Origin of the sequence: Agrobacterium sp. GD03872, assembly GCF_029840625.1 — a bacterium.
Classification (GTDB): domain Bacteria; phylum Pseudomonadota; class Alphaproteobacteria; order Rhizobiales; family Rhizobiaceae; genus Agrobacterium; species Agrobacterium fabrum_A.
In genome coordinates this window covers 163,376-178,730 of record NZ_JAOCCY010000002.1, presented here as the reverse complement: position 1 = coordinate 178,730, position 15,355 = coordinate 163,376, and the positions used below count along the sequence as shown (strand labels likewise).

General features: G+C 59.7%; 16 protein-coding genes. 11 read left to right on the top strand and 5 right to left on the bottom strand.

Going from position 1 to position 15,355, the window contains the following annotated elements:
* Window positions 1-2: 2 nt before the first annotated feature.
* From phnL to N5D22_RS04740, 11 genes are all read left to right on the top strand, one after another.
* Complete coding sequence (gene phnL, locus N5D22_RS04790; protein WP_279654632.1) at window positions 3-710, top strand: phosphonate C-P lyase system protein PhnL; 708 nt, start codon at window positions 3-5, stop codon at window positions 708-710.
* Window positions 707-1,324 carry a DapH/DapD/GlmU-related protein gene (locus N5D22_RS04785; protein ID WP_279654631.1) on the top strand — a complete coding sequence of 206 codons (618 nt, stop codon included), beginning with the start codon at window positions 707-709 and terminating at the stop codon, window positions 1,322-1,324. Before phnL ends, N5D22_RS04785 begins: the two co-directional genes overlap by 4 nt.
* A 236-nt stretch (window positions 1,325-1,560) precedes the next feature.
* Window positions 1,561-2,421, top strand: coding sequence for a phosphonate ABC transporter ATP-binding protein (gene phnC, locus N5D22_RS04780; protein WP_107674786.1), 861 nt, complete (start codon window positions 1,561-1,563; stop codon window positions 2,419-2,421).
* A gap of 85 nt (window positions 2,422-2,506) precedes the next feature.
* Window positions 2,507-3,412, top strand: coding sequence for a phosphonate ABC transporter substrate-binding protein (gene phnD, locus N5D22_RS04775; RefSeq protein WP_060722755.1), 906 nt, complete (start codon window positions 2,507-2,509; stop codon window positions 3,410-3,412).
* A gap of 70 nt (window positions 3,413-3,482) precedes the next feature.
* A complete protein-coding gene (gene phnE, locus N5D22_RS04770; RefSeq protein ID WP_279654630.1) occupies window positions 3,483-4,469 on the top strand; it encodes a phosphonate ABC transporter, permease protein PhnE in 987 nt (328 codons plus the stop codon).
* Entirely contained in the window at window positions 4,469-5,818 is a 1,350-nt protein-coding gene (phnE, locus tag N5D22_RS04765) for a phosphonate ABC transporter, permease protein PhnE (protein ID WP_279654629.1), read from the top strand. Before phnE (N5D22_RS04770) ends, phnE (N5D22_RS04765) begins: the two co-directional genes overlap by 1 nt.
* Window positions 5,819-6,189: 371 nt before the next feature.
* A complete protein-coding gene (locus N5D22_RS04760) occupies window positions 6,190-6,888 on the top strand; it encodes a DUF1045 domain-containing protein (RefSeq protein WP_279654627.1) in 699 nt (232 codons plus the stop codon).
* Window positions 6,885-8,021, top strand: coding sequence for an alpha-D-ribose 1-methylphosphonate 5-triphosphate diphosphatase (locus N5D22_RS04755; protein ID WP_279654626.1), 1,137 nt, complete (start codon window positions 6,885-6,887; stop codon window positions 8,019-8,021). Before N5D22_RS04760 ends, N5D22_RS04755 begins: the two co-directional genes overlap by 4 nt.
* Window positions 8,018-8,611, top strand: coding sequence for a phosphonate metabolism protein/1,5-bisphosphokinase (PRPP-forming) PhnN (phnN, locus tag N5D22_RS04750; protein ID WP_279654625.1), 594 nt, complete (start codon window positions 8,018-8,020; stop codon window positions 8,609-8,611). Before N5D22_RS04755 ends, phnN begins: the two co-directional genes overlap by 4 nt.
* Before the next feature lie 87 nt (window positions 8,612-8,698).
* Entirely contained in the window at window positions 8,699-9,742 is a 1,044-nt protein-coding gene (locus tag N5D22_RS04745) for an AraC family transcriptional regulator (RefSeq protein ID WP_279654624.1), read from the top strand.
* Window positions 9,743-10,202: 460 nt separating this feature from the next.
* Window positions 10,203-10,448: a LuxR C-terminal-related transcriptional regulator gene (locus N5D22_RS04740; protein ID WP_279654623.1), complete on the top strand. Its 246-nt coding sequence runs from the start codon at window positions 10,203-10,205 to the stop codon at window positions 10,446-10,448.
* 228 nt (window positions 10,449-10,676) lie between these two features.
* Here N5D22_RS04740 and N5D22_RS04735 read toward each other — a convergent pair whose 3' ends face one another.
* The 5 genes from N5D22_RS04735 to hutC all read right to left on the bottom strand — a co-directional run bounded on the left by N5D22_RS04735 (window position 10,677) and on the right by hutC (window position 15,348).
* A complete protein-coding gene (locus tag N5D22_RS04735; RefSeq protein WP_279654622.1) occupies window positions 10,677-11,666 on the bottom strand; it encodes an Ldh family oxidoreductase in 990 nt (329 codons plus the stop codon).
* Between the two features lie 128 nt (window positions 11,667-11,794).
* Entirely contained in the window at window positions 11,795-12,724 is a 930-nt protein-coding gene (locus tag N5D22_RS04730; protein ID WP_279654621.1) for a TonB family protein, read from the bottom strand.
* Entirely contained in the window at window positions 12,721-13,218 is a 498-nt protein-coding gene (gene exbD / locus N5D22_RS04725) for a TonB system transport protein ExbD (protein ID WP_279654619.1), read from the bottom strand. Before exbD ends, N5D22_RS04730 begins: the two co-directional genes overlap by 4 nt.
* 6 nt (window positions 13,219-13,224) lie before the next feature.
* Entirely contained in the window at window positions 13,225-14,418 is a 1,194-nt protein-coding gene (gene exbB, locus N5D22_RS04720) for a tonB-system energizer ExbB (RefSeq protein WP_279654618.1), read from the bottom strand.
* Window positions 14,419-14,610: 192 nt separating this feature from the next.
* A complete protein-coding gene (gene hutC, locus N5D22_RS04715) occupies window positions 14,611-15,348 on the bottom strand; it encodes a histidine utilization repressor (RefSeq protein ID WP_279654617.1) in 738 nt (245 codons plus the stop codon).
* Window positions 15,349-15,355: the final 7 nt, after the last annotated feature.

Genomic DNA, 15,355 nt, shown 5'->3' with positions numbered 1-15,355 from the left:
CCATGCCGACGCCTCTCATCGTTTCGGAAGTCTTCAAAAGCTTCACCATGCATCTTCGCGACGGCATCGAATTGCCTGTTGTCCGCGATGTCAATTTTTCCGTCTCGGGCGGCGAATGTGTCGTGCTTGGCGGCCCCTCGGGCATCGGCAAGAGCTCGATCCTGAAAATGCTCTACGGCAATTACGCCATAGACAGCGGGCAGATTCTTATCCGCCATGAGGGTGAGGTCGTCGATATCGGCAATGCCTCGCCGCGCACGATCCTCGATATCCGCCACCGCACGATCGGTTATGTCAGCCAGTTTCTGCGCACCGTGCCGCGTGTCGCTGCCATCGATGTCGTTGCCGAACCGCTTCTGGCGCGCAAGGTGGCCGCCGGGGAAGCACGTGAACAGGCGGCGATGCTGCTTTCCAAACTCAACCTGCCACGGGAATTGTGGTCGCTTCCGCCGGCGACATTTTCGGGCGGCGAGCAGCAGCGGGTGAACATCGCACGCGGCTTCATCACCGATCATGCGATCCTGCTTCTCGATGAGCCGACAGCCTCGCTCGACGCCACCAACCGGCGCGTGGTCGTCGACATGATCCGGGAAAAGAAGGAGAAGGGTACGGCCCTGCTCGGCATTTTCCATGACGAGGAGGTGCGTGAAGCCGTGGCCGACCGCATTCTCGATGTCTCGCAATTCTCCCCCCGAAAGGCTGCAGCATGAGCGTGAAAGTCGGTATCGAGCCCGTCATCCATGACACTGCCCGTGTCACCAATTCCTTGATCGGCCGCTACACTGAAATTTCGGAGCGCTGCCGCATCGAGGAAGTCGAGATGGGCGACTACTCCTATGTCATGCAGGATGGCGCGATCTGGTGCGCCAGCATCGGCAAATTCGTCAATATCGCCGCCTCCGTCCGCATCAATGCCACCAATCACCCGATGCAACGGGCGACGCTGCATCATTTCACCTATCGCGCTCACAGCTACTGGGACGATGCCGAGGATGAAACGGAGTTCTTTGCCGCCCGCCGCGCCAAGCGCGTGGTGATCGGCCATGATGTCTGGATTGGCCACGGCGCGACAATCCTGCCCGGTGTCACAGTCGGGAACGGTGCGGTGATCGGAGCAGGTGCGGTCGTCTCGAAGGACGTGGCGCCCTATACCATTGTCGGCGGCGTACCCGCCCGGCTGATCCGGGAACGTTTCCCCGCTGAACTGGGCCGGCAAATGGATGATCTGAAGTGGTGGGACTGGGATCACGCCGCATTGCGCGTCGCCCTCGACGATTTCCGCAATCTGGACGCCAAGGATTTCGTCGCAAAATATCGCGGGTGAAATCTCGCCTTCGGCATGGCAAGTGCGAAACCCGGGGCGAAACCCCGGGATTTTTGTCGATACGCTCTAAAATGCGGGGTGGCTTCAACGCCCGGGCATGCCTCCCAAGAGCTTCGTCGGCGAACAGGCCGACGCCAGGCCCGGGAAATCTGTAATATTTTATTCATCAAACTGACATCCCCACTTCACGCACTGCTGTTAGGTCGAACCCCGTCAAAAGAAGATTGGACGGGGAAATGAGCTTTCACCTGAAGCAAGTCACGCGCCGTTTCGGCAACCACACTGCGGTCGATTCCGTTGATGTCGAGATACCGCAGGGTCAGATGGTCGGCGTGATCGGGCGCTCGGGTGCGGGAAAATCGACGCTGCTGCGCATGATCAACCGCCTCGTTGACCCCTCCTCGGGCTCCATTCATTTCAACGACACCGAAGTTTCGGCGTTGAAGGGCGCGGCGCTCCGCAACTGGCAGCGCGACTGCGCCATGATCTTCCAGCAGTTCAATCTGGTGCCACGCCTTGACGTGCTGACCAATGTCATGCTTGGCCGCCTCAATCACCGTTCAACGGCGCTCAGCCTGTTCAACATCTTCACCCATGAAGAGCGCCTGATGGCGATCGCCGCGCTGGAACGGCTCGGCATCGAGCATGTGGCCATGCAGGCGGCAGGCACGCTTTCCGGCGGCCAGCAACAGCGCGTCGCCATTGCACGCGCGCTGATGCAGTCTCCGAAGATGGTTCTGGCCGATGAGCCGATCGCCTCTCTCGACCCCCTGAACGCCAAGATCGTGATGGATGCGCTGCGCGACATCAACGAGCGCGAAGGCATCACCGTCATCACCAACCTGCATACGCTGGATACGGCGCGCAATTATTGCGAACGCATCATCGGCATGTCTCAGGGCCGCGTCGTCTTTGACGGAACGCCCGCCGAACTGACGGCTGCGGCGGTGACCGAGATTTACGGAACCGATTCCCAGGGCTCCGGCATCGACGAGACCATGACCTCCACCAGCATCAATATTCCCGGCGCGCAGCTTGCCGCGCGTCCGGTGCAGCAATCTGCCGGCCCCGAACCGCTCGCTCTCGCCGGGCTCTGAGGAACCGCTCAGCATCGTTTGCGCCCGCGTCAAGGGCCGATATTTCACAACAAACTCCGGCTCGCCGGGAAACAGGAGAAAGTCCATGTTGAAGAAAGTCCTTCTTTCGGCAGTCGCCCTTGGCGTTCTGGCCGGTTCCGCCATGGCTCAGGACGTCAAGGTTCTGCGCATCGGTCTCGACGGCTCTGAAAACGAAGCTGACCAGATCCGCAACACCAAGTGCGTTGCCGATGGCCTCAAGGCTGCAACCGGCGTTTCCGAAGTTCAGGTTTTCCCGTCGCCGGACTATAACGGCGTCATCCAGGGCCTGCTCGGCGGCACCATCGACATCGCTTCCATGGGCGCTTCCTCCTACGCCAAGATCGCTCTTGCCGATCCGAAGGCCGTCGATCCGATCCTGACCACGGCAGGCGCCGACGGTTCGACCGGTTATTACACCATCATGGTTGCCCGTAAGGACAGCGGCATCAAGACGCTGGCTGACGCCAAGGGCAAGAAGATCGGCTTCGCCGATCCGGACTCCACCTCCGGCTTCCTCGTTCCGAACGTGGCGATCCCGAAGGAAACCGGCGTTCCGGTCAAGGAATACTTCTCAGAAACCGGTTTCGGCGGCGGCCATGAGAACCTCGTTCTCGCCGTTCTCGACAAGAAGTTCGACGTCGGCACCACCTTCGGTTCGGGCGTTGGCAAGTGGGAAGAAGGCTACACCGCCGGCAACCTCTACCAGATGGTCAAGAAGGGCAACCTCGACATGGACGATATCGTCGAAGTCTGGAAGTCGCCGCTGATCCCGAACGGCCCGCTGATGGTCACCAACAAGCTCGGCGACGCGATGAAGCAGAAGGTCGAAAACTTCTTCATGGAGCTGCCGAAGAAGGACCTCGCCTGCTTCCAGGGCTTCACCCAGGGCAAGAACACCGCTTACATCAAGGTCGATCCGTCCTTCTACCAGACGATCATCGACGCCCGTAAGTCCGTTATCGGCGGCTGATCCCAAGCTCATATCCGGAAGCGGCGGCGCCTGGCGGCGCCGCCGCTTTTGCCAATAAAGGAAAAGCGGCATGGCGACCACACTGCAGCATGGCACCCTCTCACCCGAGGGATTGAGCGAATCGTCCCGGACGGTCATACGCCACTATCAACAGCAGCTTGCGACACGGCGGATCTATACCGTCATTTCGCTCGTGATCTTTCTCGCCATCCTCGCCGCCTCGCTGAATTTCGCCAATGCGGCCAATTCGGGCAAATTCTTCGAGCGCCTGCCCTACTTTTTCGACTTCATGAAAACCTTCGTGCCGGACAGTCCGCTGGAAATCTTCCGGGCGATGTTCGACCTGCCATCGCCTTATGCCGACGGCTCGATGAAATATAATTACGTCGCAGACCGCGTTTACATCACCGACGGTTTTTACATACCGCATTTCATTTACCAGCTGATCATCACGCTCAATATTGCGCTGGTTTCGACAATCATCGGCACCGGCTTTGCTTTCGTGCTTTGCTTCTTCGCTTCCACCAACCTTGTCGGAGCCGGTCTCGTGCGCTGGGTGGTGCGCCGGATCATGGAAGTGCTGCGCGCCTTTCCGGAAATCGTCGTGGCCGGATTGCTGACCGCCATTCTGTCGATCGGGCCGATCGCGGCGATCATCGCGATTTCCGTTCACACGATCGGCGCTCTGGGCAAGCTGTTCTTCGAAGTGGTGGAAAATGCCGACATGAAGCCGGATGAAGGCCTGCGCGCCGCCGGCGCCAACTGGCTGGAGCGGGTGCGCTTCGCCATCGTGCCGCAGGTTCTGCCTAATTTCGTCTCCTATGCGCTGCTGCGTGCCGAAATCAACGTGCGCGCCTCCACCATCATCGGTGCAGTCGGCGGCGGTGGTATCGGTGAAGTCTTCCGTCTCTCCATCGGTAACGACCACGCATCCAAGACCTATGCCATCATCATTCTTCTGCTGATCACCATCATCGCCGTCGACCAGTTTTCCGGCTGGCTGCGCCGCAGGCTGATCGGCCATCAATCCTTCGAATTCGGACGGGGAGCGGCCTGATGTCGTCCAGCTTCATTCTCAACACCGCCGACCGCGACAGGCTGACGGCCGCACATCCCGAAGTGTTCAACCGCAGTTTCATGCAGCGATACGGTTTGCTGACCGGCATCCTCGCCGTCACGGCCTATCTCATCGCCTGCTTTTTCTTCTTCAATGTCGGGCCGGCTTTCATGCAGGGCCGGTGGGACCGCGCCTCAAGCTATATTCAGGACTGGTATTCCTGGCGCGCCCAGCCGCGCCTGCGTTTCGAAGACGGCAAGGTTGAGCCGCAATGGTCCAGCCGTGGGCAATATCCGGCCGATGCCAAGATCGACTGGCTGCAGCCCCTGCCGAATGGCGGCTACAGCGTCATTTACGCGGGCACGGAAAACCGTCTCGACGTGACCCCCAGCCAGGTGGATGTCTATGTCGACGGCAAGAATTATCCCGTCATCATCAACGGCGAACAGGCCCGGGCGCCCGCGGATGCGCCAGAGGAAATCCGGCAGGACGGCAACAAGGTTCTTGTGCATTACGGTTTTGCCGGCCAGGCGGAAATCCGTACCAGCCAGGTCTATGTGCAACGCCGCTTCCTTGGATGGGCGAACTTCCTGTTCGACACCAAATCCGAATTCTGGGGCAAGGGTTACGGCGAACTCGCCGCTCTGGCGCTGTGGGGCGAGAGGCTCGATCCCGAACGCTCCAATATCGGCCACATGGTCGATGATTTCCTCGACAACAGCGTCTGGCAGCATGCAGATATTCTTTCCAAGCTGATGCAGACGCTGGTGATGGCATTTGTCGGCACGCTGTTCGGCACGCTCGTCGCCCTGCCGCTCGCCTTTATCGCCGCACGCAACATCACCGCCAACAAGGTGGCGAACTGGGGCATGAAGCGCCTGTTCGACTTCCTGCGTTCCATCGATATGCTGATCTGGGCGCTGTTCTTCACCCGCAGTTTCGGCCCGGGACCGATCCCCGGCATCGCCGCAATCTTCTTCACCGATACCGGAGCACTCGGCAAGGTTTATGCCGAAGCATTGGAAAATGTCGATGACAAGCAGCGCGAGGGCGTCAAATCGGTCGGCGCTTCACCGATTGCCGTCAATCGTTTCGGTGTGCTGCCGCAGGTCCTGCCGGTCTTCATTTCGCAATCCCTTTATTTCTGGGAAAGCAACACCCGCTCCGCCACCATCATCGGTGCGGTGGGCGCCGGCGGCATCGGTCTGAAACTGCTGGAAGCCATGGGCACCAATGCCGACTGGGACAAGGTCGCCTATATGGTCCTGCTCATTCTCTTCGTGGTTTTCCTGTTCGACCATATCTCCAATTCGCTGCGTTCGCGCCTCATCGGAAAGACGCATCACTAGAACATCTCCAAATGCGAAGCGGTTTTACGTCTAGAAGATACGTGAACAAAGGCCTCGAGCGCGCCCGACATTTTCGTTCAATCCGGATGCGCTGAAACTTTAAAACCGAAGCGGGCGCCATGCGAAGGCAAGACAGCTTTCGCCATTCCCACCGCCAGGTACAAAACTGCTTTGCGCCTGATATCCCGCCCCAGCATGACCGGATGCACCTTTGGTGTATTCGGGCACGCCGGGGCATTTCTTATGCGCTTTTTTCCACGCGCATCATCATTCTGTCACGGAAAGCGATTACCTCGCACTCCTGACCTTGCGGGAAGCAGGCGAGTCACGCCAAATAGCATCCCATCCCTGGTTTTCCATGACACTGAAGAGTGCTTGCCGTGCGCTACGCTATCTATTTTTCTCCGGCTAAAGATCATCCGCTGACAGAAGCAGCGTCGCGATGGCTCGGGCGCGATGCATTTTCGGGCAGGCTGCATGACGACCACGAGGACTATGCCGACATGACGGTGGAACCTCGACGCTATGGTTTCCATGCAACCCTGAAGGCCCCTTTCGAGCTGGCTGAAAAATATAGCGAAGCGGAGCTTGTTACGGCGATTGAAGACTTTGCCGCCAGCCAGTCCGCCTTCGAGATTCCGCGTATTGTCGTCGGTTCGCTCGGGCCTTTTTTTGCACTTGTCCCGGACCGCACCTATCAGCCGCTGCAGGATTTTGCTGCCGAGATCGTCGATCATTTCGACCGGTTCCGTGCGCCGCTGTCCGAGACCGACATTGCCCGCCGGCGGCCACAGATGCTGACGGAGAGCCAGCGGCAAAATCTGTCGCTCTGGGGTTATCCGCATGTCATGGATGACTTCCGTTTTCACATGACGCTGACCGGCCGCATCGACGAGAGCGAGCAGCCCGCCATGCAGGACGTGCTTTCGACCCGGTTTTCCGAATTCACCGACCGGCCTCTCACCATTTCCGGCCTCGCTTTGTTCATTGAAGAAACGCGCGGCGCACCCTTTACCGTTCACCGCTGGCATCCGCTTGGCCAGCCACCAAAGAAAGATGCGAACCCATGACCGAGCACGCCCTTTCCAATGCCCGTATCGTTCTGGAAGACGATATTATTCTGGGCTCCGTTCTGATCCGTGATGGCAAGATTGCCGATATCAGCGAAGGCGCCTCCAAGACCGGAGAAGACCTCGAAGGAGACTTCCTGATCCCCGGTCTGGTGGAACTGCACACCGACCATCTGGAGCAGCATTATTCGCCGCGTCCCGGCGTGATCTGGGACAAGATCGCCGCCATTCAGGCGCATGACGCGCAGGTGGCCGCATCCGGCATCACCACCGTATTCGACTGCCTGCGGCTGGGCTCAGATGAGGATGGCGGTTTCAAGAAGGGCGAAATGCGGGAAATGGCTGACGCCATCGAGGCCGCGGCGGATCAGAACCGCCTGCGCGCAGACCATCTGCTGCATCTGCGCTGCGAAGTGGCCTCCGCCGATGTACTCGAACATTTCGAAGACTTCGAAACCGATCCGCGCGTGCGGCTGATTTCGCTGATGGACCACTCCCCGGGTCAGCGCCAGTTCCAGTCGATGGAGCAGTATATCTTCTATTACCAGAAGAAGCGTGGATTGAGCGACGAGGCCTTCGCTGAATTTGTACGGCGCCGGCAGGCGGCATCGGCAGAATATTCCGCCAAACACCGTGATTATCTGGCCGCCCGCTGCGCCGAGCGCGGCATCACCGTCGCAAGCCATGACGACGCCACCGAAGCACATGTGGGCGAAGCGATCGGCCACGGCGTGAAACTGGCGGAATTTCCGACCAGCGTCGAAGCCGCAAAGGCCTCGCACAGCGCCGGCATGAGCGTGTTGATGGGTGCGCCGAACATCGTTCGCGGCAAGTCCCATTCCGGCAATATCGCCGCCCGCGATCTCGCCGAGATCGGTGTGCTGGATGTTCTTTCCTCCGACTACGTGCCGTTCAGCCTGCTCTTCGCGCCGTTCCTGCTTGCCGACCAGGTGGAAGCCATCACCCTGCCGGAAGCGCTCCGCATGGTCACCGCCACGCCAGCGCGCACCGTTGGCCTTCTCGACCGCGGCCGTATCGCAACGGGGTTGCGGGCCGATCTGGTGCGGGTTCACCGCGAGGATGGCGTGCCGGTCGCCCGTTCCGTCTGGCGCCAGGGCAAGCGCGTGGCATGACCGTCGATGGACAAGACAGACGGCGCGAGCAATCGCCCGGAACAATGATCGTGATTGTCGGCCCGAGCGGGGCCGGCAAGGATACGCTGATGGACTATGCGGCGACAAAATTGTGCGGGCGACCGGGCTTTCACTTCACCCGCCGCGTCATTACCCGCAGCGGCGATGCGGGCGGTGAAAACCACGATGCCGTTTCGATGCATGAGTTCAACCGGCTGGAAGATGCGGGCGCCTTCGCGGTTTCCTGGCAGGCGCATGGGCTGAAATACGGCATTCCGGCCGTGGTCCATCGTCACCTCGAGGCGGGAGATGTTGTCATCGCCAACGGTTCGCGGTCGGCCCTGCCCCATTTCGGCACCGCCTTTTCCCGCCTCAAGGTCGTAAACATCGTCGCGCGGCCGGATGTGCTGGCAAGGCGGCTGGAGCAGCGGGGGCGGGAAAGCCGGGAGGATATCCTCCGGCGGCTGGAACGCAGCTCGCTGACGGTGGTTGGCGACTTCGACGTAACGACGGTCGATAATAGCGGAGCGATCGAAGATGCCGGTAAAACCATCATGCAGGTACTGGAGCAAAGTGCCGGCCGCACTTGAAATCCCGGAATCGGGCTGCTCGACAAACGCTTTCTCAGGGCTTACCATCAGGCGACAATTTCCAAACATGGTACGCCAAGGCGAGGGATGCCCGAAAAAAGGGTCAGTGACGAGATAACTGTGGTAGCCGGTCTGGCCGCCGGCGTCAGTAATTATGCCCGGTCACGGGGCATCGATATCGCCCCGATCTGCAAGGCTCTCGATATTGATCCCGGCACATTCAGCAGCCTGACAGAGCGTATCAGCCTCGATAGATTTTCCCGCCTGCTTGAGACCTGCGCACTGATTTCAGGTGACGACGCCTTCGGCCTGCGATGCGCCTCAACCTTTCCAGCCGGAGCGTCCGGCGCATTCGGATATGGCCTGATCAGCGCCCCGACGGTACGGGCCTTCCTGCGTTTTCTTCAGGACCACGTCTATTACGCGACCAATAACAGCAACTTCACCATGGTGACGGATGCCGCCCAGGTAACCCTGTCATGGTCCTTCGCACCCGTGATCGCCAAACGCGATCAATATGTGGATTTGTCCCTCGCCGTTCTGATACAGCGCCTCCGTGATATTCTCGGAGATCGCATAAACCAGATCGAAATCGGTCTGGAGCGGCCGAAACCGAATAATATTCAGCTATTTAAAGAAAGAATGACCAGACGTATCAGTTTTTCCCAGCCGATCCATACGATGCGCCTTCCAGTACCGCTTCTCGAAGTGGTCAACCCGAATGCGGATGAGCGGCTGTTCGAGCTGATGAACCTGCAATGCCGCATGTTGCGACCGGAAACATCGGCAGACGCCACCCATTTCATCGACCAGGTGAAACGATACATGCAGATGCGGCTCTCGGATACGGAACTTTCGCTCGGTGAGATCGCCCCCTATTTCAATCTGTCGGAACGGAGCTTTCAGCGGCGGCTCGCCGAGCTCGGCACCAATCTCAACGAGATTAAGGACGCCATTCGCAAGAATGCCGGTTTCAAACTCCTCGTGGAAAGCGATCTTCCGGTATCCGACATCAGTTACAGGCTTGGCTATTCGACACCCGGTGCGTTTTCGCGCTCCGTTTCCCGCTGGTTCGGAGCGACACCCACGGATATTCGCCGAAAACACGCGCATCATTCCACCGGATCATAGATGTTCACGGCACCAATATTTCGGAATGATGCATAAAATTTGAGAAATATGTCGGCACTCACCTAACCCTGTGCCGAAACATAACAGCAAATCCAAAAAACTTGGCGTGCGATGTTATTCTATCGGCACAGCACATCGCCTATTAGAGCGCCGCATATCCTTCGGGCGCGACGAAAAACATTCCAGAGCATGGAAGCCACATTTCGCGGCAGGCCAGTTACGGTCTCCGGCAATGGATGCGGCAGTTCCCTCAATGCCCATGAACAATGTGTCCCCGCCGGGAACGGTGGCTGCAAAAGCAGCTTTTCACCGAATAATCCCTGAGGCGGGATGAAACCTATTGGCGAAATATACGTTTCTGTTCGCGTGTAGACAGAGCGGTTAACAAGCTGGTTTCGGAGAATGAAATCATGACCTGATCGTACTCGATGAGGTCAATCTCTTTTGAGGCTGAAAGAAAATGTCTTCAAAGACGCCGCATGAACATCGCCAGACGCGTGAAATCATCCTTTCGGATCGTGAGCGGCACTATCTCGGGCTTGTAGCGCGGGGCAAGCACCCTTCCCACATCGCCTTGATAACCGGTGCGGACGAGGTGGAAGTGAAAGATACTCTGGAACGGGTGCGCAACAGGCTGGGCGCTGCCAATCTGCTGAATGCCGTCAGCATCGCCCTGCTGCGCGGACTGATCGAACAGGACGCATAAATCGCCGTCCGCCCAACCCAAGCTTACGTGAAATCGCGTCCCCTTCCCGTAAGCCGAAAACCGGATGAGCGGCTTTCTGCGTCAGAATCCCTCCATGTCAGTGGCGGGATGGCGGACCAAAGGCGGGCAGGAAATGACTTCCGGCCCATCGACGCATAAAAAGCAGCCAATACGGTTTACCCGGCGGATCATATTCGATCCGCCGGGTTTTTATCTTGTGGCATGGCTTTAGAGCGATTGTATCTCAGCCAGAATATCGCTTTCGATGACGATGCCGTTTTCCAGCGACTGTTTGCGAATACCCTGGCTGCGGCGACCGGGCAGACGCACGTTTTCCTGCTTTTCTATCTCGCCGGCGATAAGCGCCAGCCGCTCGGTAAAGGTCACACCGCCTGAGGATACGGGGTCTATGGCGATGATCGTGTGACCGAGAGAAGGTGGCGCACCCTTGTCGTCCAGAAGGGAAGAAGCCTCGAACGCGAAGTTTCCGCCGGTAATCGCAGCGGCCATGATCTCCACCATCAACGCCAGTGCGGCACCCTTGGCCTCGCCTGCGGGCACCATGGTTCCCTCTATGGCCTCTTCGGGGTCTGTCGTCGGCCGGCCGTTTCTATCGAGCGCCCAGTCGCCGGGGATCGTTTCACCCTTCTGGCGCGCCGCCATGATCTTTCCACGGGCGACCTTGGAAAGGGCGAGATCGATCACCAGCGGATCGGCGTTGCCGACAGGGGTGGCGAAAGCGATTGGATTGGTGCCGTAGAGCGGTTTGCTGCCGCCCCAGGGGGCCATGGATGCCGGCGCATTGGCGAACATCAGCGCGACAAAGCCCATTTCGGCGAGGCGTTCGACGGTCAGCGCCATGACACCCGCATGATGGGAGCGGTGGATCGCGGCAAGCGCAATGCCCTGTTGCCGGGCCATTTCAGGCAATTCCTCAAGGGCGCAATCGATCGCCGGATAGGCGTAGCCGTGATTGGCGTCGACCGAGAGCACGCCCGGCTTTACGCGGGTCGCCACCGGACGCGCCTCGCCATCGACCTTCCCGACCCGCGCCTGGCGCACATAAACGGGGATGCGGCGAAAACCGTGACCGCCCTGACCCGCCGCCTCGGAGGCGACAAGCGCCTTTGCCACCGAACGGGCGTTTTGCGGCAGAACGCCGTTGCGCTCAAAGATAGAGGATACGAGATCCTCCGCCTCTGCGATTGAGAATTTCATTCCGGAATGCCCCTGCTTGTAAAAGTCGACAAGACCTACACCATCAAAAACATTCGCGAAATGTTATTCGAGCGCAACCGATGCACATAGGAGGAAGGCTGGCATCTCGCCTGGCCCGATTGAATATCCTAGCGAATGCTGATCGGCAGTGTGATCGTCTTGTTTGCTTCCGGAGGCGGAGCGGGTACTGGTGATGCGCTCTGAATCCAGGCCGCAATCTGCTGATCGATAGAGGAATCGCCCGTAGACTGAACCACGCTGACTCCACTGATGGCACCGGCGTCATTGACACGGAACCGCACCGTCGCTGTCATGGCATCACTTCGGAGCGAGCGCGGTTTGCGCCGCTGAATATGCGAGCGGACCTTCGATCCCCATTTTGCCGGTGAAGCGGATGACGAAGAAAAGAAACCGGCATTGCTGCGCGATGCCGCCGTCCGGTCGGACTGCTGGGCTTCCGCCTTCGCCGTTTCGCGCAGTTCGGATGCCTGCTGCGGTTTGGGACGCTGGCGCTCGACCTTCTTTTTGTCTTCCGGCTCTTTCTTTTCCACCTTCTTTTCGACAGGTGGTGGCGGAGGCCGCAGCACGGGCAAGGGAACCTCGACATTTTCGAGTTCCGCCATCATCTGCTCCTGAACGGGGTCGACCGGCTCCACGGGTTCGGGAATTTCCTGCGGTTCGACGATCTCCTCGACCGGCGGTTCAGGCGGCTGCACCGGCTCTGGCGGCGGCGGCGTTTCCGCAACCGGCTCCGGTGGCGGCGGCTCTTCCGGGGCAGCTTCCTCCACCGGTTCGCTGCTGTCGCTCTTCACCTCTTCGGCGTCCTCGACATCCTGCGCCGGCGTTGTTTCCTCGGTCTTGACGGCTTCCGGTATCGCCGCCATTTCTATCATGATCGCGGCAGGCGGCGGCCCGCCGGCATCCAGTTCCTCGGGCTCCTGCATCAGATAATAGGCAAAACCGGCATGAACACTCAACATGAGCACCGCCGCGGCGGACCACAGCATCACTTCCCCGAGACGGGAATGTCGGGCCTGCGGGTAGCCGTTTTCACTCATGGCGCGGTTCCCTGCGCCGCAGGGGCGGCGGGTTGGCCGGAGGGCTGAGCGGCACCGGCGGGCTGCGATGCCGCAGCCGCATTTTCCAACCCCACCAGTGCGATCTTCAGATAACCGGCATCTCTCAGCAGATTCATGATTTCCATGAAGTGGCCGTAATCGACCGCCTTGTCGGCGCGCAGGAAAATGCGCGTATCCTTCTTACCGCCCGTCTGCCGGTCAATGGCGGCCGCCAGTGCTTCGCGGGCAACCGCATCATTACCGAGATTGAGCGACAGATCGTCCTTGACCGTCAGATAGAGCGGTTCTTCCGGACGTTCCGCCGGCTTTGCCGTGGACGCCGGAAGATCGACATTCACGTCGACGGTCGCCAGCGGTGCAGCCACCATGAAGATGATGAGCAGAACCAGCATCACGTCGATGAAGGGTGTGACGTTGATCTCGTGGTTCTCGGAGAGATCGTCTCCGCCGTTTTCGCGAATACCGCCAGCCATGGCCGATCACCGTCCAACCAGCGACACGGCGGGCTTGCTGGTGCTGCCCGGCGGAATGCGGCGGAAGTCGAGGTCGCGGCTGACGAGGCGTTCCACACCGGCTGCCGCATCCGCCAGCAGATGCCGATATCCGGTAATCGAGCGGGCGAAGACGTTGTAGATCACCACAGCCGGAATAGCGGCGACAAGGCCGATGGCGGTGGCGAGCAATGCCTCGGCAATACCCGGCGCAACGATGGCGAGATTGGTGGTCTGCGATTCCGAAATGCTGATGAAGGAGTTCATGATGCCCCAGACGGTGCCGAACAGGCCGACAAAAGGCGCTGTGGAACCGATGGTCGCCAGAACGCCCGTTCCGCGCGACATGCGCCGACCGGCATGGGTTTCGATACGCGACAGTGCGGAAGAAACACGCTCCTTGATGCCGCCGCCATCCGTGTGCTCGACCACCGCATCGGAAAGCTGCATTTCATGGGTCGCCATGCGCAGCATGAGCGCAGCCGGTCCACCCTTGTTTTCGACAGCCTCGGTGGCCTCGGTCAGGGTCTTTGCCTTGCGAATGACCTTGAGAGTTGCGCCGGCACGCACCCGCGCGCCCGCAAGCTCGATGGACTTCGCCACCCAGACCGTCCAGGTGACGAGCGACGCGAAGGCGAGGCCGATCATGACGCCTTTCACCACCCAGTCCGCCGCCATGAACATGCCCCATGGCGACAGGTTGTGCGGGATGTCCGCACGATTTTCGGCACTGGCGGGCGCGGCGCTGACAGGTTCTACCGGCACCGAAGCTTCGCTCGGCGCGGCCGGCTGGTTCGTCTGTGCGGGTTGTTCGGTCTGCGTCGGCTGCGGCGCAACGCCTTCGGGCGCCGGCGCGGAGCCGGTTGCAGACTGAGCGGGCGCAGGCTGGCTCGATGACGGCTGTACGGGCGCGGCTGCTGCAGGTTGTTCGGGCGCGGTCGCGGAAGGCTGAACAGGTTCGGCCGCCGGAATGTTCGGCGTTGCGGGAGCCGCCGGCGGCTGTGAGGGCTGAACCGTTTCCGTTTGCGGTGCGGGTTGAATCTGGTTTTCAGGAGCCGGCTGAGCAAAAACCGCACCGGCACTCAAGCCCGTCAACAAGGTGACAGTCATGGCAAGGGAGGCGTGCCGTGTTGTTTTTGCCTTGTTGAAGGACGCGGAAGAAGTTGAGGTCTCAGCTGACATAATTTTTATCCCGGATTTCCGTCGATGAACTCATCCGCAGATTGACCGGTTCCGAAAACCGGGGCCATGAACGGATGCCGTCGTGAAAGCTTGACGTTCCGATAATAAACCTGAGTTCTTTTGACAACTATTATATTGGCAAAAGACGACCCGTAAACTCTTCTTTACAAAAAATTGACCGTCCGAGATGCTTCAGCTGCTTTGCGACGGTGAAAACTGCGCAACCAGCGCATGGCGGTCTCCGGGATAGGTCACCCGGACGCTGGTGATGTAATCCGCACCATGCCAGGTGCGCCGATCAATGACGAGACAAGCCGCACCGGAAGCGATGCCCAGCGCCGCCGCATTTTTACGGTCGGCGGAAACGGCGCTGATGCGATGTTCGGCAGCGCTCCAGGGCACCATTTTCAGCAACCACGTTCCCGGCCCGATCTGCGAAAAATCGGTGCGCTCCGCCTCCGGGACGACCGTCACGTTGATAATGCGTTCTTCCAGACAAAAGGGAACGCCACCGGCGAAATGCGTGCAGGTGAGTTCCAGAACACGAGCATCGGCGGCAAGCGCCATGGCCGCACCATCTTCCTTACCCGCAGGGCGCAACCGTCGTTTATCCAGGCGGTAGCCATAAACGAGGCCGAGCGCCTGCACCTCCCGCTCGATATCGTGGATTTCAAGCACGGCCGATTGCGCATGGGGCTGGCGAACGAAGGTGCCGAGACGCCGGCGTCTTTCAATCAGGCCGCGCTGCACCAGTTCGCCAAGAGCCTTGTTCACCGTCATGCGCGAACAGGCATAGTGCCGGGTCATCTCGTGTTCGAAGGGAATGCGGTATCCCGGCGGCCATTCGCCCGACATGATGTGGCGCTCGACATCGTTGCGGATGCGTTCGTGCAGCGATTTTTCCTGAAGATCGGCGCCTGTGCTCCTCATCCCGATG